Consider the following 16,976-nt stretch of genomic DNA (forward strand, 5'->3'; position numbering starts at 1 on the left):
GTTTCACCGAGAACTTGTTGACACATACTTCCTGTTTCTTTTTCTTGCTTTTTTTTGTTCCACACGTTACAATATCCATAATCTGCTCCCTGCGTACAAGGTGAACCGAGTACTAAGGCAGTACAGGAACGAATCACAGGGGGAGCTGGGCCTTTTTCAGGCCGGGCTCCTTTTTTCTATTTCAGAGGGAGCGAAGGGGAGGAAAAAATGACCATACCGTACAATCCTGCATCTCCGAAAGCGGATGAATTCATCAACCACCAGGAAATCCTGGACACCCTGGCTTTTGCGGATAAGCAGAGCAAAGACCTGGACTACTGCCGGAGCCTTCTGGAAAAGGCCCGGACCCTGAAAGGCCTCACCCACCGGGAAGCTTCCGTGCTCCTGGCCTGCGAAGACCCCTCCATCCTGGAAGGGATCTATGACCTGGCCCGGGAAATCAAGGACAAGATCTACGGCCAGCGGATCGTGCTCTTTGCCCCTCTGTATCTGTCCAACTACTGCGTCAACGGCTGTGTGTACTGTCCCTATCACATGAAGAACAAACACATTGCCCGGAAGAAGCTCACCCAGGACGAAATCCGGAAAGAAGTCATTGCCCTCCAGGACATGGGCCACAAACGGCTGGCCCTGGAAGCCGGGGAAGATCCGGTGAACAATCCCATTGACTACATCCTGGAATGCATCCATACCATCTACAGCATCAAACACAAAAACGGCGCCATCCGCCGGGTGAACGTGAACATCGCCGCCACCACCGTGGAAAACTACCGGAAGCTGAAGGAAGCCGGTATCGGCACCTACATCCTGTTCCAGGAAACCTACCATAAAGAAAACTACGAAAAGCTCCATCCCACCGGTCCCAAACATGACTATGCCTACCATACGGAAGCCATGGACCGGGCTATGGAGGGGGGCATCGACGACGTGGGAGTCGGGGTGCTGTTCGGCCTCAATATGTACCGGTATGACTTTGCCGGCCTGCTGATGCACAAGGAACACCTGGAAGCCATGTTCGGGGTAGGGCCCCACACCATCAGCGTGCCTCGGATCCGTCCGGCCGACGACATTTCCGTCCAATCCTTCCCCAACGCCATTTCCGATGCCATGTTCAAGAAGATCGTGGCCATCCTGCGGATCACCGTTCCCTACACCGGGATCATCATTTCCACCCGGGAATCCGCTGCCACCCGGAAAGCTGTACTGGAAGTGGGGGTTTCCCAGATCAGCGGCGCTTCCCGGACCAGCGTAGGAGGCTATGCAGAAGAGGAAGAAGAAGATTCCGCCCAGTTCGAAGTAAACGACAACCGGACCCTGGACCAGGTGATCAACTGGCTCCTCACCGACGGGTACATCCCCAGCTTCTGCACCGCCTGCTACCGGGCCGGCCGCACCGGGGACCGGTTCATGAGCCTGGCCAAAACGGGAGAAATCTCCAACTGCTGCCAGCCTAATGCCCTGCTGACCCTCCGGGAATACCTGGACGACTACGCCTCCCCGGAAACCCGCCAGAAAGGCATGGAAGCCATCCAAAGAGAACTGAACCACATTCCCAACCCGCAAGTAAGAGCCACCTGCGAATCCTATCTCCAGAAAATCGATGGAGGGGAACGGGATTTCCGGTTCTAATAGTAAAAAAAGGGTGTTGCACGTTGCGTGCAACACCCTTTTTTGTCAGCTGATCTCCGTAGAAACGTCGTAGGAACAGCCGTAGGGGCGGTTCAAGACTTTTGCAAAGCAAAATGTCGCCAGAGCCGCCCGTTTCATTTCCAGGAACCCATCCCATCGGGTTCCTCCCATCGGCTGCAGACTAGAGACTAGTGACTGCAGGCTGGGGCTGCTCCGCAGCCCCTACCAACTCCTGCTGGAGCCCCCGCCGCCTCCGGATCCGCCCCCGTAGCTGCCGCCTCCGAAGCCTCCTCCGCCGAAGCCGCCGCCTCCGCGGCCGCCGCCCCGGAAGAAGAACAGGTAAAAGAGGAAACGGAACAGGGCGCCTCCCAAAAGCACCCGGTCCAGGAGAAACAGGATCAGGATTCCCAAAAGCCCGGCTCCTGCCATCAAAGGGGATACGGTCACACTGTCCCCCTGTTTGGCCGGCAGGGTCTTTTCCACCTGCAGGTCCTGAGGGGTAAGATTGTACTCTTTCAGCACCGTCTGGAGGATGGCCGAATAGGCATTCAGGATGCCCCGGTCATAATCCCCCTGACGGAAATAGGGCAGCATGGCCTGGTCCTGGATCCGTCCGGTGAGCCCGTCCGGCAGGGCGCCTTCCAGCCCATACCCCACCTCGATCCGGCTTTTCCGGTCCTGGACTGCCACCAGCAGCAAGACCCCGTTGTTCTTTTCCTTGTCCCCGATCCCCCACTGACGGAGCACCGTCAGGGAGTAGTCCTCCAGGGACTGGCCCCGGAGGCTGGGCACCGTCAGCACCACAATCTGGGCCTTGGTCTTTTGAGCCAGGGCCGTACTGTAGGCACGGATGGTGTCCCGGGTGCTCCGGGACAGGACCCCCGCCTGGTCCTGGACATAGATGCTGGATGTGGGCCGGGGCGGGACCTGGGCTGCCGCTCCTGCCTGGAGCGGGACAAAGACCATTTGGCAGACCAGCACCAGAAGCAGCAGCAGCCGTTTCATAGGCCTCCTCCTTTCATGGTGTTCCCCCGGTTAAAACTTCACCTGGGGCGCCTTCTGGGCCTGGGGATCCGCCTTGAAATAGCTCCGTTCCTGGAAGCCCATCATCCGGGCCACCAGCACCGTGGGGAAGCTTTTGATCTTGGCGTTGTAGGCCTGGGCCGCATCGTTGTAGTCCTTACGGGCCACCGCCAGCCGGTTTTCCGTCCCGGCCAGTTCATCCTGGAGCTGGATGAAGTTGGTATTGGCCTTCAGCTGGGGATAGTTTTCGGAAATGGCCAGAAGCCGGCTCAAAGCACTGCTCAGTTCCCCATTGGCCTGGGCCGCTTCGCTTACGTTCTGGGCCCCTGCCAGTTTGGCCCGGGCATTGGCCACATCGGTGAACACCTGGCTTTCATGAGCGGAATATCCTTTCACCGTATTCACCAGGTTGGGGATCAGATCACTCCGCCGCTGGAGCTGGGTTTCCACCTGGCTCCATTTTCCATTGACATTTTCGTTGGCGGTGACCACCCCGTTGTAGGACCCGAAGATCCACCCGGCCAGCAGCAGGACCACCGCAAAGAAAATCACCAGACCTTTTTTCATCTGTCCGTTCCTCCTTGTAAAGAACTGTCAAAATTTCCTTCTCTACTCTGCATAGTATCCGATTTTTGTAACCCTGTCAATGTCAAAAAGTCAAACTTCTTGTGAATTAAGGGGGGTGCTGCTCAGCAGCACCCCCTAATTCAGATTCTCCACAAACAGCTTGATCAACAGCAGGGTGTGGGGCTGATAGGCCAGATCGGCCAGGCAGGACCCCACCACCGGCACGATCAGGAAGGCTTTCCGGCTCATGCCGTACTGGTCCGCCAGCACCGTCATGTTCACCATGGCAGAGGGCACCGCCCCCAGCCCGTGGCCGCAGAGACCGGCGCACATCACCGCCGCATCGTAGTTGCTCCCCAGCAGCCGGAACACCACAAAATAGCACATGGTCAGCATGAAGGCCACCTGGGCCAGCACAATGAGCATGACCCCGCTGAGGATCCCGGCCATTTCCCACAGTTTCAGGGACATGAGCACAATGGCCAGGTACAGGTTCAGCATAATTTCCCCGAAGGACCCCACCAGGGATTCACTGAACCGGTATACCTGGAACTTTTCATTCAGGTTCCGGACCAGTACCCCCACAAACATGGCGCACACATAACTGGGGAAGGTCATGTTCAGCAGGATTCCCACCCCCTGGGCCAGCCAGACCCCCAGGCCCATGCAGATCAGGATCACCGCCACATTGATCAGGATGTCCAGTTTGGCCATCTGCTGATGAGTCAGTTCCCTGGTTTTTTCCGGAAGGGGCTGGACCTCTTCCGTGTCTTCCGAATGGAGATGGTATTTTTCAATGAGGAAACGGCCCATGGGCCCTCCGCACATCACCGCCGCAATGAGCCCGAAGGTGGCGGCGGAGGCCCCTACTTCCATACTGGCGGGATACCCCATTTTCAGGAAGGTGCTCCCGTAGGCCCCGGCGGCCCCATGGCCTCCCACCATGGAAATGGCAGAAGACAGCAGGGCATAGGCCGGTTCCAGGCCGATCACACGGCCTACGGCAAGGCCGATGAGATTCTGGCACAGGGAGATGAAGGCGGTGATCAGCCAGTAGATCAGCAGCAGTTTCCCGCCTTTGTTCACCCCTTTGCTGAAGGCGGACAGCTTGGCGCCCAGTCCCACCGCCGTAAAGAAGGAAATCATAAAGGGGATCTGGAACTGGGTATCGAATTCCATCTGGAACAGCCCGGTTTCGTGGCCCAGGAACACCAGGAGCATGGCCAGGGTGCCCCCTACCACCGGTGCAGGAAGGCAGTATTTCCGCAGCAGCCGGCTCTGTCCCTTCAGCCACACCCCCAAAAGCAGCATCACCGCTGCCAGGGCGGTGGTGCAGATGCCATCCGCCCGGATGGTCAATATTCCCTCGGACAGGGAAATAAACATGGTGTCACGTCCTTAGCGATTTTTCTTCCAGAAATCTTCCATAAAGTCCACCAGCTTCTGGACGCCTTCCAGCGGCATGGCGTTGTAGATGGAAGCCCGGATGCCCCCTACGGCCCGGTGGCCCTTCAGCCCTGCCATGCCGCGAGCCTTGGCCTCTTCCACAAATTTGCCTTCCAGATCTTTGGAGGGCAGGTTGAAGGTTACGTTCATCAGAGACCGGCTGTCTTTCTGGGCATGGCCCTTGTAGAAGTCCGGATGGGCATCCAGCACGTCATAGACCTTTCTGGCCTTGGCGATGTTCCGCTGTTCCACCTTTTCCAGCCCTCCCTGGTCCAGCAGCCACTGGGACATGAGATCCACCAAATAGATGCCGAATACCGGCGGGGTATTGTAGGTGGAATCGTGGTCCGCATAGGTTTCGTAGTTCATCATAATGGGCAGCTGGGGATCCCGTCCCTTCAGGAAATCCTTTTTGGCCATGACTACCGTGACCCCTGCAGGACCGATGTTCTTCTGAGCCCCGTTGTAGATCAGGGAAAACTTGTCCAGGGGGATGGGCCGGCTGAGGATGTCGGAAGACATGTCCACGATCAGGGGCACATCCCCCGTATCCGGATAGTCAAAATATTCCAGGCCTTCTGCGGTGCAGTTCCCGGTAAGATGGAGATAGGCGCAGTTGTCCGGCAGCACCAGTTCTTCCGGCCGGGGCACCCGGTCCAGGCCCGTGGCCTTGCTGCTGTACACTTCCACCGCATTTCCCACTTTATGGGCTTCCTTGATGGCCTTTTCAGAGAAGGTACTGGTAATGGCATAAGCCGCGGTCTTCCCGGGGGTCAGAAAGTTCATGGGGATCATGGAGAACTGCAGGGTGGCCCCGCCGCCCATGAACATTACGCTCCAGCTGTCATCCATGCCCAGAAGTTTTTTGATATGGTCCTGGGCCTGGTCGTTCACTTCCTCGAACAGGGGGCTCCGGTGGCTGATTTCCAGCATGGACATGCCGCTTCCCTTGTAATCCAGCAGTTCCCGCTGGGCCTGTTCCAGCACCGGCAGGGGCATCATGGAGGGCCCTGCCCCGAAATTAAAGATTCTTCCCATCTTGTTCATCTCCTATTAAGTGTACAGTCAGTGCGTCCCGGAGCTTCGGTTCAAACCAGGTGGATTTGGGAGGCATCACCAGTCCCTTGTCCGCCACCGTCATCAGCTGATCCATGGAAGTGGGGTACAGGGAGAAAGCCACGGTGGCATCTTCCCCGTCCACCGCGTCTTCCAGGGCTCCCAGCCCCCGTACGCCTCCCACAAAGTCGATCCGGGGATCCGTCCGGGGATCGTCGATGCCCAGCACCGGTGCCAGCAGATTGTCCTGGAGGATGCTTACATCCAGGGAATGGATGGGGTCAGCGGTGGGATAGGTATCCGGTTTGGCGGTCAGCCGGTACCACTGGCCGCTGATATACATGCCGAAGGTGTGAGGAACCTGAGGTTCCACCGGCCGGTCGTCCTTTTCCAACAGGAAGTTTTCCTGGACCATTTCCAGGAACTTCTCTTCGCTCAGTTCTCCCAGATCCCGGACAACCCGGTTGTAGGGCAGGATATGGAGCATGTTGGAGGGGAAGATCACGGACAGCACGTAGTTGTATTCTTCCTTTCCGGTCTGACCCGGCCGTTTGGCCAGTTCTTCCGCCACCCGCAGGGCTGCGGCGCACCGGTGATGGCCATCGGCGATGTACAGTTCCGGCACCTGTTGGAACAGACGGGTCACTTCCTTTACCTTCAGGGGTTCGCTGATTACATACAGGGTGTGGCGGATCTTGTCATCCCCTACAAAATTGTACACCGGCGTATGGCTGCCCATGTATTCCAGCAGGAAGGCGGTCAAAAGCCCCTTGCTTCGGTAGGCCAGGAACACCGGCCCGGTCTGGGCTTTGGTGGACAGAATGTGATTCACCCGGTCCGTTTCCTTCACCTGGCGGGTCAGTTCATGGCGTTTGATGATTCCTTCTTTATATTCCTTCAGAGAGGCGGCAGCCACCAGACCGATCTGGATATAGGCCCCCATCTGCTGCCGGTAGATATAGTAGCAGGGCTGGGGATCCTGTTTCATCTGGCCTTTGGCCACATAGTCCTCCAGGTTTTCCCGGGCTTTGGCATAAACCCTGGGATCCGATTCTGCCACATTTTCCGGCAGATCCGCTTCTGCCCGGGTGACCCGGACGAAACTCAGAGGATTCTTTTTCAGGATATCCCGTGCTTCCTGGGTGCTCATTACATCATAAGGTAATTCAGCAATCTGACTGACCAGTTCCGGAACCGGACGCAGGGCAGCAAAAGGTCTGATTTCTGCCATAATTATCACTCCCGAATGATAGCTTTGATTTTTGGGTGCTTTTCGTAACAAAAGTCCCTCTGCAATATTGTGTCATAGGTTCATTATACCATATTTGCGTTTTTATAGTAAAAATTCGTAAACTGGTATATAATATGGGACAAAGAATTCTGTATCCATTATACATAGAAAGAGGGGTTTTGTTCATGGCTTATATTACACGACGTGTACTGCAGAAAGACGCTCCCATTATCCTGGGGTACTGGGTGCTGGGAATGGCCTGCGGCATGTTGGGAGAAAAGGCCGGCCTGAATCCCTTCCATATGTTCATTATGAGCGTGCTGGCCTTTGCCGGCAGTTCCCAGTTCATCGGGATCGCCATGATGCTCCAGAGTGCCTCCTATATTTCCATTGCTCTCACCATCCTGATGGTGAACCTCCGGTATTCCCTGTTCACCTCCACTCTGGCTCCTCTGGTCTCTCAAAAATCAGGACTCTACACCGGGCTGTTCGCCTACGGTACCACCGATGAGACCTTTGCGGTGAACCTTTCTTCCTTCCAGGAAGGGCAGGACCACTGGACCCATGAAGAAGCGCTGGGCCTGGATATCCTCAGCATGGGGGTGTGGGCAGTAGCCAACGCCTTCGGCTGCTATGCCTCCCGGCTGATCCACCTGGATCTGTCCCTGGTGTCCTACATCCTTACCGCCATGTTCCTGGGGATCTGGTCCAACTACCTGAAGAACCGGACCATGGTGATCACCGGCCTGACTGCCGGGATCCTGGCTGTGGTGCTGTCCCAGGTGGTGCCCTACAAGCTCCATATCGTCCTGGCGTCCCTGATTCCTTCCGGACTGGCCGCCTGGCTGTACCTGAAGCATGAAAAAAAAGTCCCTGCCCTTTCCCGTACGGAAGAAGACAGCGATAAAAACTGCGGCACCATGGAAGGAGGCAGTGAAGCATGAGTGAAACCTATATCCTCATCGTGATCCTGATTATGGCTCTCACCGGCTTCCTGCCCCGGGTGATCCCCATGGCCATTATCCGGAAACATCCCATTCCCCACTGGTTCAAGGTGTGGCTGACCTTTGTGCCTCCGGCCATTTTCGGAGCCCTGGTGTTCCCGGATATTTTCCTGACAGAAGGCCGCCTGAACCTGTCCCTCCACAACATTCCCCTTTTGACCACCCTGCTGATCACTCCCCTGGTATTGAAGACCAAATCCCTGGGCGTAGCAGTACTGGCCGGAGGCGGCGTGTTTGCGTTGTTGGAGCACTTTTTGTAAGGAGCTGTGAAGAAATGGATCCTCATTTCTTCACAGCTTTTTTTGTAACACCATGTTACACTTTTCTCTTTGTTTATTTTTTTAATTGTGAAATTGATTTGTCTTTTTGACTTTTGATCTCCGTCTGCTATACTTATATCTGAAGTTGTAATGAAGGAGATGAGGGATCATGGAAAGCAAGCTGATCCATGATGCTGAACGGAAAGCCGTGGAAACGGTGGTTGATCATGTACTGTCTGTAAAAGATCCGGAAGAACGGAAGAAATCCCTGCTCCGTCTTTCCTATCTGATGGAGAAATTCTTTGGGAGCTTTTTCGCCCCTTCCTCCTTTGCCGGTGCCCGGGAACTGATTCGCCAGGACGGAAAATGGTGGAAGTTTGTGGAACGGGGCCTGGATACCCTGAATCCCCATATCCTGAAAACCGGGATCATGAATCTGGGTTTTGAATCGGGATTTTATGGACTGAAGACCCGGAAAGCCTGCCGGGAAAAATACCACTGCAACATTCCCTGGACCATCCTGTTCGACCCTACCAGTGCCTGCAACATGCACTGCATCGGCTGCTGGGCGGCGGAATACGGCCATACCCTGAACCTTTCCTATGAAACCATGGACAAGATCGTGACTCAGGGGAAAGCCCTGGGGGTCCATACCTTCATGATGACCGGGGGCGAACCTCTGGTCCGGAAAGGGGATATCCTGAAGCTCTGCCGGGCCCATCCGGACTGTGAATTCCACGCCTTCACCAACGGCACCCTGATCGATGAGGATTTCTGCCGCCAGGTAGTGGACGTGGGGAACCTGAGCTTCTCCATCAGCATCGAAGGCTATCGGGAAGTCAATGACAGCCGCCGTGGCAAAGGTGATTTCGATAAAGTGATGCACGCCATGGCCCTTTTGAAGAAATACGGGATTTTCTTCGGGACATCCATCTGCTACACCCGGAAGAACATCGAGACCGTCACCAGTGACCGTTTCCTCCAGATGCTGGTAGACAACGGAGCCTGGTACAGCTGGTTCTTCCATTATATGCCCGTGGGCAACGAAGCGTCCCTGGATCTGCTGCCTACCCCGGAGCAGCGTGCCTATATGGTCCGGCGGATTCGGGAGATCCGCAGCAGCGAAAATCCCATCGCTCTGTTCCCCATCGACTTCCAGAACGACGGGGAATTCATCGGCGGCTGCATCGCCGGGGGTCGGAACTACTGCCACATCAACCCGGCCGGGGATGTGGAACCTTGTGTATTCATCCACTATTCCAGTGCCAATATCAACCGGGACGACCTGCTCACCTGCCTGCGCCAGCCCCTGTTCCAGGAGTATGCCAAAGGCCAGCCCTTCAATGAAAATCACCTGCGGCCCTGCCCCATGCTGGAAAACCCGGACTGCCTGAAGGCCATGGTCCATCGCTCCGGAGCCCGTTCCACCGATCTCCAGTCTCCGGAAGACGTGGATACCCTCTGCGGCAGCTGCCAAGCTTATGCCAAAGCCTGGGCTCCTATGGCTGCAAAACTTTGGAAGGAGATCCAGGAAAAGAAAGAAAAAGAAGAAATACCTTTAGGAGCAGATTGAAAAGATGGGTGTGCTGCACAAGACGTGCAGCACACCCATCTTTTATTTTCCTAAGGGAACCAGATGTTTCTTCAATACCGGCAGTACCAGGCTCAGGATCCCGAACTTGATCACGATCCCGGCAGCGCACTGGAACAGCCGGAGAGTGGCCAGGTCTTTCCAGGGGACCTGGAACAATACCGTGAGCCAAAAGGTGTTCAGCAGCAGGCTGATGGCCACCTGGACCACCAGCACCGCCAACAGGATCTGCCGCTTGCCGATGCCCCGGCGGAAGCACCAGCCGTACACCACCCCATCCAGGAAGCTGGACAGGGTAAATCCGGGGAAATAAGCTCCCACCGGAAACAGCAGGGCTCCAATCAGATCCCCCAGGGCCCCGGTGATGCCGCCGGCCAGAGGCCCGCCCCACAGGGCAGCCGCCGCCACCGGCAGAAAGCTGAAGCCGATTTTCAGATTCCAGGTATGGAGAGACAGGAACCGGGCCAGGATCACCTCCATGGCCACACAGAACCCGATCATGGTGATCCACTGTCCGGGCCGCCTTTTCTGCAGCCCTGTCATGGCTTACTCCTGTTTCTTTTCCCGGGCCTTGGTGGCAAACCCCAGCATGTCAGAAATCAGCCGGGCCGCCAGATACCCGGTGGTGCCCCCCACATCGTCAAAAGGAGGGGCCACTTCCGTCAGCACCATCCCCACCAGTTCCGTATGGTTGGCAATGGCTTCCAGGATATCCACCGCATCGTCGTAGTTGAAGCCCCCAAACATGGGAGAACCGGTGGCCGGAGCGTACACCGCATCCATGGCATCGATGTCGAAACAGAGCACCACTTTGTCCGCCGGCTGGAATTCGTCCAGGATGGCCTCGATGCCCTTTTTCCGCACGTCCCGGACGGAGTAGATCCCGTCCCCGTGTTCCCGGGCTTCTGCAAAGTCTTCCGGGCCGCTGCTGCCGATGCCCCGGATCCCCAGATGGAGGATCCGTCCCACATAGGGCAGGCTGGCTGCGTTCCGCATGGGAGACCCATTGAAATATTTCTGCCCGTCCAGAGGCTTGGTCCAGTCCAGATGGGCATCAATGTGGATGATGTCAAACTTGCCGGCCCCTTCCATGCCCTGAAGCATAGGGAAGTCCACGGCGCAGTCCCCACCCAGCACCACCGGCATGGTACCCTGGCTCTGGATGATCCGGACCGCTTCCCGGAGGTTGGCCATGGTACCCATCAGGTCCCCGGGGATATAATCCGCATCCCCGCAGTCCACCACCTTCCATTTGTCCGTATCCATGTAGAATTCTTTCCGTTCGGAATCGTAGGTGCCGCCTTTTTTGTAGGTAAACCGGGTGGAACCCAGACGGATGCCCCGGGGCCCCAGCCGGCAGCCAGTACGTCCCTGGATAGCCAGGTCAAACGGCGCTCCCAGGATGGCGATATCCGCATTCAGGTTGTAAATATCCGGCGCCAGGTCGGTTTTGGCAAAGGTGGCAATGCCCGTAGGGGCCATATTCAAAGGTTTCTGCAGGCTGAAGTTGTCCATGTGCAATCTCCTCTTCTTTCTGTACTTGGGTTTTCCCTTCTCTTGGGACCATTATAGGAAGACCCCTCTGGGAAGTCAACGAAATTGGACACTATTTCGCAATACGGACACTATAACGAAACAATTTTCCTTGACCCTGTTTTTGGTTCTCCGTATAATGAGGGAAAACAAGATCCATTGGGAAAGGAAGTTCAATGTTATGGCAGAAACCACACCGGCGGTCCATTCCGTCCTCCATGCCATCCGGATCCTTGAGCTGTATGCCGCCCAGCGCCGGGAAACCCTGAGCCTTACGGAAATCAGCAAAGCCCTGGGGCTCCACAAGACCACGGTCTACCGGATCCTCCGGACCCTCCAGCAGGCTGGATGGATGGAACAATCCGCCAAAACCGGAAAGTACTATCTGGGAACCGGGATCCTGCTGGTGGCTTCCGCCGTTTCCGTCCACAACACCTCCCGGGATCTGCTGTCGGAAGAAATGCACCGGCTGGCGGAAAAGTTCAACGAAACCGTGGTACTGTCCGTGCTCCTGGGCCATACGGGGATTTGTGCGGACCTGGCCAAAAGCCGGCACCGTCTGGGGGTGGCGGGAGAACGGGGCTACATCGTCCCTCTGCGCAGCGGCGCCACAGGCAAGACCCTGCTGGCCGCCCAGCCGGAAGAACTGCGGGAGCAGCTGCTCCAGGAACTGGAACCGGACCGGACGAAGCAACGGATCCTGAAGAACCAGCTGCTGAAGATCCTCCAGGACGGATACTGTATTTCGGAAGGAGAAGTGGACCAGGGGGTGGCCGCCATCGCCATGCCCCTCCATCTGAAGGATAAACGGTTCGTCCTGACCATTTCCGGTCCAGTGGACCGGCTTCGGGCCATCACCTACCCGGTGCTCCGGCAGGGACTGGAAGAAACGGTAACCCGGCTGGAGCGGAAAAGTGCATTGTTGGAAGAGTGAAAAAGGGGGCTGTTGCCCATGGCAACAGCCCCCTTTTATCACTTGCACGCAAAAGCTTCGATTTCCACCAGGGCCCCTTTGGGCAGAGCGGCCACTTGGAAGCAGGCACGGGCCGGGCATACGCCGGTGAAGAAGGTGCCGTACACTTCGTTCATGGGACCGAAATCGGCAATGTCGCTGAGAAGCACTGTAGTCTTCACCACATCCTCCATGGTGTAGCCGGCGGCTTCCAGGATGTTTTTCACATTGGTCAGGGACTGGCGGGTCTGGGTCACAATATCTGTCCCGGCAAATTCACCGGTAGCCGGGTCGATGGGGATCTGGCCGGAAACATACACGGTCTTGCCGGACGCTTCGATACCCTGGGAATAAGGTCCGATGGCACCGGGGGCTTTGGGAGTTGCAATCTGTTTGTTCATGGGAAAAACCTCCTTAAAAGTTGGGATAGGGGTATTATACCATGGAAAAGGGGCTGTTGCATACGCAACAGCCCCTTAGTCGGAAGTCGGGAGTCTGAAGTCGGAAGCCTCAGGACAGGATCCGTCTGGCTGGACGGATCCTTTTGATTATGTAAAACCAGAATCGAAATCAATCTGAGCGATCATTTCGTCCAAAGGTTCTACACATTCAAAAAATTTGCCTGCAAATTTAACCTTCGGCTCCAGACTTCCGACTCCAGACTTGAGCCGCTATGCGGCTCTACAGCTAAGGGGGTGTTGCACGAAACGTGCAACACCCCCTCTTTCACGTAATCACATAATTGCTCTTCTCGTTGTTCAGGAGGATCACGTCTTCCAGATCCAGGTACAGGGGTTCCCCATCGGCCCACTGATGATAGGCGCTGCCGTGGGTCATCACCCGGAGGACATGGTCTCCCACCTGGATCCGGTAATCCACCGCATCTCCCATGTAAAACCGGTGCTTCACCGTTCCCTGGAGCATCCCACCGGTTTTGGACAGGGTGATGTTTTCCGGACGGACCCCGATGATGGCCGGCCCTGCCGGCAGGTTCGCCTTATTGGGGAAGGACACCTGGGTGCCCTGGACAAAGACCCGTTCGCCCCGGACTTCCGCCGGCAGGAAATTCACCAGGCCGATGAAATCCGCCACCATCCGGTTCACCGGATGGGTATACACTTCATAAGGCCGTCCCACCTGCTGGACCACGCCTCCGTTCATCACCACGATCCGGTCACTCATGGTCATGGCTTCCGACTGGTCGTGGGTCACGTAGATCACCGTGATCCCCAGCCGTTTCTGGAGGGAGGAGATTTCGAACCGCATGCTTTCCCGGAGTTTGGCATCCAGGTTGGACAGCGGTTCGTCCAGAAGCAGCAGACCCGGCTGGGCGATCAGAGCCCGGGCCAGAGCCACCCGCTGCTGCTGGCCTCCGGACAGCTGGCTGGGATACCGTTCCCCGTACTTGTCCAGATGGACCATGGAAAGAGCCTCGGCCACCCGTTTGTCCCGTTCCTCTTTGGGGACCTTCTGGATCTTCAGGGGATAAGCCACGTTTTCCGCCACAGTCATATGGGGCCATACCGCATAGGACTGGAACACCATGCCGATGTTCCGCTTTTCCGGGGGTACGAACACATGGGATTCCGCACTGCTCACCAGGGTGTCCCCCAGCAGGATGTTCCCTTCCGTGGGCCGTTCAAAGCCGGCGATCATCCGCAGGGTAGTGGATTTGCCGCATCCGGAGGGTCCCAGGAAGGATATGAATTCCCCATCCGCCACCTCCAGGTTGAAATCCCCCACGGCCGTCACGGCACCGAACCGTTTGTAGAGATGTTCCAATTTTACTTGAGCCACAATAGTCCTCCTCATCAAATGGCAATATTGCCCTTGGATACCTTGTTCAGGATCAGGTTCCCCACCATGACGATCACCAGGATGATCACCGACAGCACGGAGGCATTCTGGGTATCCGCATAGGTCTGGAGCTCGTAAAGCAGCACCCCGATGGTCTGGGTGTCACTGCCGTAGAGCAGGTTGGACATGGTCAGTTCATAAAAGCTGGGCATGAAGATCAGGAACCAGCCGGCCACAATGGAGGGGGCGATCAGGGGCATGATAATGTCCCGGCACACCCGCAGCCAGTCGGCCCCGGCGTTGAGCCCCGCCTCTTCCAGACTGCTGGAGACCTGGCTCAGGGAAGCGGCAATGGTCCGGACACTCATGGTCATGTATTTCACCAGATAGCTGACGATCAGGATCCACATGCTGGAATACAGATTCAGCCCATAGTTGCCGGAAAAGAAGATGATCAGGGCCAGGGCAATGACCACACTGGGGGTACTGCCCCCCACCATCACCAGGATATCCGGCAGGGACCGGCCGGGCACCCGGGTCTTTACGGACAGATAGGCTACAAACAGGGCCAGCAGGGTACCCACACAGGCGGAAATGAAGGCATAGCCCAGGGACCGCCAAATGCAGTCCAGGTACTGGCTGTTTTCCAGCACCGGGATCCAGGCGTCGATGCCGAAATTGTCCAGCCGGATGCCCTTGGACATGCTGACCATGAAGGAGGTCATCACAATGGACCCCAGGGGCAGGATCACGGAAAGGAAGGCGTAGAGCCCCACAAAGAAAGTGGCCAGTCCTTTCCAACGGCCCAGTTCCACCAGCACCGGACGGGTGCTTTTGCCGCTGATGGTGGTGTAGTCCTTCCGGCCCATGAGCCAGCTCATGAAGAACAGCAGCCCGTTGGCCAGAAACATCAGAGAAACCGCTAACGTGGTGGCGTCCCGGATTCCCTGGTCATCCCCCATGTACACGAAGGATACGATCCGGGTGGTGAGCACTTCGATGTTCCCGGGCATCCCCACTATGGCCGGGATCCCGAAACAGGAACCGGCACCGATGAACACCAGGAGTCCCCCGGCCAAGATGCTGGGAGCCATAAGAGGCAGAGTCACATCCCACAGGGCTTTGAGGGGAGACGCTCCGGCGATCCGGGAAGCCTCCTCCAGGGTAGGATCCATTTTTTCCATGGCCCGGGAAATGGTAATGAAGGCAAAGGGAGAATAGAATAAGGTCAGGACCCAGATCATCCCGCCCCGGGTATAGATGTTGAAAGGCGCCTGGGACAGGGAAAACAGGGTTTTCAGCAGCTGGTTCAGATAGCCCACATCCGGGTTCAGCAGCTGGGTCCAGGCAATGGCTCCCACATAGGGTGGGATCATGTAACTGGCCACCAGGATGGTCCGGAACTTTTTCCGTCCCGGCAGGTCCGTCCGGCCAATGAGCCAGGCCAGGGGAAAGGTGATCAGCACGCTGAGCAGCATCACCAGAAGGGAAATCTCCACGGTGTTCCGCAGGGCTTTCAGGTTCACTTTCTGGCTGTACACCGCTGCATAATTGCTCAGGTCAAAGGTCCCCTCCACCATCACGCTGTCCCAGATCAGTACCGCCAGAGGCAGCACGATAAAATACAACAGAGCCAGGACGGTAAGGGCAATGACCGCAAACTTACTGTCGATTCGAGGCAAATTCCACTTTTTCACCATACACTCCTTTGGACACAATGAGGCAGGAAAGGAGCCAGGGCTGGATTCCCGACCCTGACTCCTTTTGTCTCCAGGCATACTTGGGCATCATGTCCCGCAACACGCCGGATCAGGCATCCATGACTCTGGACCGGAATTCTTCCTTGATCTTGGATTCGTCCCGGGTGAGTTTTTCCCAATCCACTTTCAGAGCGTTCTTCAGCAGTTCCTTCAGACTGTACTTGGCCCCTTTGGGTTTTTCCACATCATCCCGCACAGAATGCATCCAGCCGGCTGTTACCGCCGCCTGGCCTTCCTTGCTCAGCCACCAGTCGGTGAGGGCTTTGGCCCCTTCCGGGTTCTTGGTGGCCTTGAAGATCCCGATGGGGGAAGAAATCAGGATGCAGCCTTCCTTGGGATAAACCACTTCCAGAGGTTCCTTCTTGGTTTGCTGGAGCTTCAGGATGTTTTCTTCCAGGATGATAGCGGCCATGTATTCTCCGGTCAGGAGCTTGTTCTGGATGGCGCTGTTCCCTTCTTCCACCCGGAGGCCGTTGGCTTTCAGGGCATCAAAGTATTCCCAGCCGAACTTGTCCGCCAGGGTCCCTACGGCCACATAGGCGGTACCGGACAGCAGGGGGTTGGGCATGGCAATCCGGCCCTTGTACTTGGGGTTGGTCAGATCCTGCCAGCTGGTGGGAACATCTTCCGGTTTCAGTTTGTCCTTGTTGTAGGCGATAATCATGTTGCAGACCCGGACAGCCGCCCAGGCTCCGTCCTTGTCCACTTCCATGATGTGATGCTTGGTTTCCGGAGATTTATAATCCAGCAGCAGACCTTTTTCCTTCAGATAGATGTAATAGGAAGGATCCGCCACCATCAGCACATCGTCGCTGATCTTGTTGGCCTTGACTTCCCCGGCGATTTTGGTCTTGATCTTTTCCGTTCCGCCCTGGAACCAGCTGACTTTCAGATCCGGGAAGGCTTTCTGGACTTTCGGTTTGCACATGGAGTTGACGATATCCGGATACATGGAGGTGTAGACCATTACATTCCCGGATACCCCTTTCTTCCCATCCGCCGCCTTTTTGTCTCCCCCGCCGCAGCCGGCCAGGAGGAGGGTTCCGCAGGCCAGCAGAGCCGCTGCCGCGGCCAGCCATTTCTTGCTGCTCATACAATCCCGTCCTTTCCTGATGATTTTTTCTATT

Annotated in this window: 16 protein-coding genes; 5 read left to right on the plus strand and 11 right to left on the minus strand. The window is 56.6% G+C overall.

Annotation, left to right across the window (positions count from 1 at the left end; all coding sequences use genetic code 11):
• Window positions 1-207: 207 nt before the first annotated feature.
• Entirely contained in the window at window positions 208-1,629 is a 1,422-nt protein-coding gene (gene hydG, locus ACTQY5_RS03145) for a [FeFe] hydrogenase H-cluster radical SAM maturase HydG (protein WP_154487595.1), read from the plus strand.
• A gap of 222 nt (window positions 1,630-1,851) precedes the next feature.
• Here the strand turns inward: hydG and ACTQY5_RS03150 are convergent, their stop codons facing one another.
• The 5 genes from ACTQY5_RS03150 to ACTQY5_RS03170 form a co-directional block, all read right to left on the minus strand.
• On the minus strand, window positions 1,852-2,634 hold the full coding sequence (locus ACTQY5_RS03150) for a TPM domain-containing protein (RefSeq protein ID WP_441368802.1): 783 nt from the start codon (window positions 2,632-2,634) through the stop codon (window positions 1,852-1,854).
• A gap of 30 nt (window positions 2,635-2,664) precedes the next feature.
• The gene (locus ACTQY5_RS03155; RefSeq protein ID WP_022486761.1) at window positions 2,665-3,219 is read right to left on the minus strand and encodes a LemA family protein; all 555 of its coding nucleotides are present in this window, start codon (window positions 3,217-3,219) and stop codon (window positions 2,665-2,667) included.
• Window positions 3,220-3,354: 135 nt separating this feature from the next.
• Complete coding sequence (gene gltS / locus ACTQY5_RS03160) at window positions 3,355-4,605, minus strand: sodium/glutamate symporter (protein ID WP_441368803.1); 1,251 nt, start codon at window positions 4,603-4,605, stop codon at window positions 3,355-3,357.
• A 12-nt stretch (window positions 4,606-4,617) separates the two neighbouring features.
• Window positions 4,618-5,703: a 3-phosphoserine/phosphohydroxythreonine transaminase gene (gene serC / locus ACTQY5_RS03165; RefSeq protein WP_154487589.1), complete on the minus strand. Its 1,086-nt coding sequence runs from the start codon at window positions 5,701-5,703 to the stop codon at window positions 4,618-4,620.
• A complete protein-coding gene (locus ACTQY5_RS03170; RefSeq protein WP_022486758.1) occupies window positions 5,687-6,952 on the minus strand; it encodes a DUF1015 domain-containing protein in 1,266 nt (421 codons plus the stop codon). Before ACTQY5_RS03170 ends, serC begins: the two co-directional genes overlap by 17 nt.
• 185 nt (window positions 6,953-7,137) lie before the next feature.
• Between ACTQY5_RS03170 and ACTQY5_RS03175 the strand changes: the two genes are divergently transcribed.
• The 3 genes from ACTQY5_RS03175 to ACTQY5_RS03185 all read left to right on the plus strand — a co-directional run bounded on the left by ACTQY5_RS03175 (window position 7,138) and on the right by ACTQY5_RS03185 (window position 9,789).
• Window positions 7,138-7,896 (plus strand): AzlC family ABC transporter permease, encoded by a 759-nt coding sequence (locus ACTQY5_RS03175; protein WP_370833514.1) that lies wholly within the window; start codon window positions 7,138-7,140, stop codon window positions 7,894-7,896.
• Window positions 7,893-8,216, plus strand: coding sequence for an AzlD domain-containing protein (locus ACTQY5_RS03180; protein ID WP_370833513.1), 324 nt, complete (start codon window positions 7,893-7,895; stop codon window positions 8,214-8,216). Before ACTQY5_RS03175 ends, ACTQY5_RS03180 begins: the two co-directional genes overlap by 4 nt.
• Before the next feature lie 169 nt (window positions 8,217-8,385).
• Window positions 8,386-9,789: a radical SAM protein gene (locus tag ACTQY5_RS03185; RefSeq protein ID WP_288310765.1), complete on the plus strand. Its 1,404-nt coding sequence runs from the start codon at window positions 8,386-8,388 to the stop codon at window positions 9,787-9,789.
• Window positions 9,790-9,831: 42 nt separating this feature from the next.
• Here ACTQY5_RS03185 and ACTQY5_RS03190 read toward each other — a convergent pair whose 3' ends face one another.
• Together ACTQY5_RS03190 and ACTQY5_RS03195 are read right to left on the minus strand one after the other, a co-directional pair.
• A complete protein-coding gene (locus tag ACTQY5_RS03190) occupies window positions 9,832-10,350 on the minus strand; it encodes a folate family ECF transporter S component (RefSeq protein WP_154487581.1) in 519 nt (172 codons plus the stop codon).
• A gap of 3 nt (window positions 10,351-10,353) precedes the next feature.
• Window positions 10,354-11,322, minus strand: coding sequence for an agmatinase (locus ACTQY5_RS03195; RefSeq protein ID WP_154487579.1), 969 nt, complete (start codon window positions 11,320-11,322; stop codon window positions 10,354-10,356).
• 199 nt (window positions 11,323-11,521) lie between these two features.
• Between ACTQY5_RS03195 and ACTQY5_RS03200 the strand changes: the two genes are divergently transcribed.
• Window positions 11,522-12,274 (plus strand): IclR family transcriptional regulator, encoded by a 753-nt coding sequence (locus ACTQY5_RS03200; protein ID WP_022486752.1) that lies wholly within the window; start codon window positions 11,522-11,524, stop codon window positions 12,272-12,274.
• Between the two features lie 38 nt (window positions 12,275-12,312).
• On the opposite strand, the gene ACTQY5_RS03205 is transcribed toward ACTQY5_RS03200, so the two are convergent.
• From ACTQY5_RS03205 to ACTQY5_RS03220, 4 genes are all read right to left on the minus strand, one after another.
• Window positions 12,313-12,693, minus strand: coding sequence for a RidA family protein (locus ACTQY5_RS03205; protein ID WP_022486751.1), 381 nt, complete (start codon window positions 12,691-12,693; stop codon window positions 12,313-12,315).
• A gap of 325 nt (window positions 12,694-13,018) precedes the next feature.
• The gene (locus tag ACTQY5_RS03210; RefSeq protein ID WP_308664038.1) at window positions 13,019-14,089 is read right to left on the minus strand and encodes an ABC transporter ATP-binding protein; all 1,071 of its coding nucleotides are present in this window, start codon (window positions 14,087-14,089) and stop codon (window positions 13,019-13,021) included.
• A 14-nt stretch (window positions 14,090-14,103) separates the two neighbouring features.
• On the minus strand, window positions 14,104-15,789 hold the full coding sequence (locus tag ACTQY5_RS03215; RefSeq protein WP_154487575.1) for an ABC transporter permease: 1,686 nt from the start codon (window positions 15,787-15,789) through the stop codon (window positions 14,104-14,106).
• A gap of 109 nt (window positions 15,790-15,898) precedes the next feature.
• Complete coding sequence (locus ACTQY5_RS03220; RefSeq protein WP_154487573.1) at window positions 15,899-16,942, minus strand: ABC transporter substrate-binding protein; 1,044 nt, start codon at window positions 16,940-16,942, stop codon at window positions 15,899-15,901.
• Window positions 16,943-16,976: the final 34 nt, after the last annotated feature.

This window comes from Acidaminococcus sp. HCP3S3_H5, assembly GCF_052122235.1.
GTDB lineage: Bacteria > Bacillota > Negativicutes > Acidaminococcales > Acidaminococcaceae > Acidaminococcus.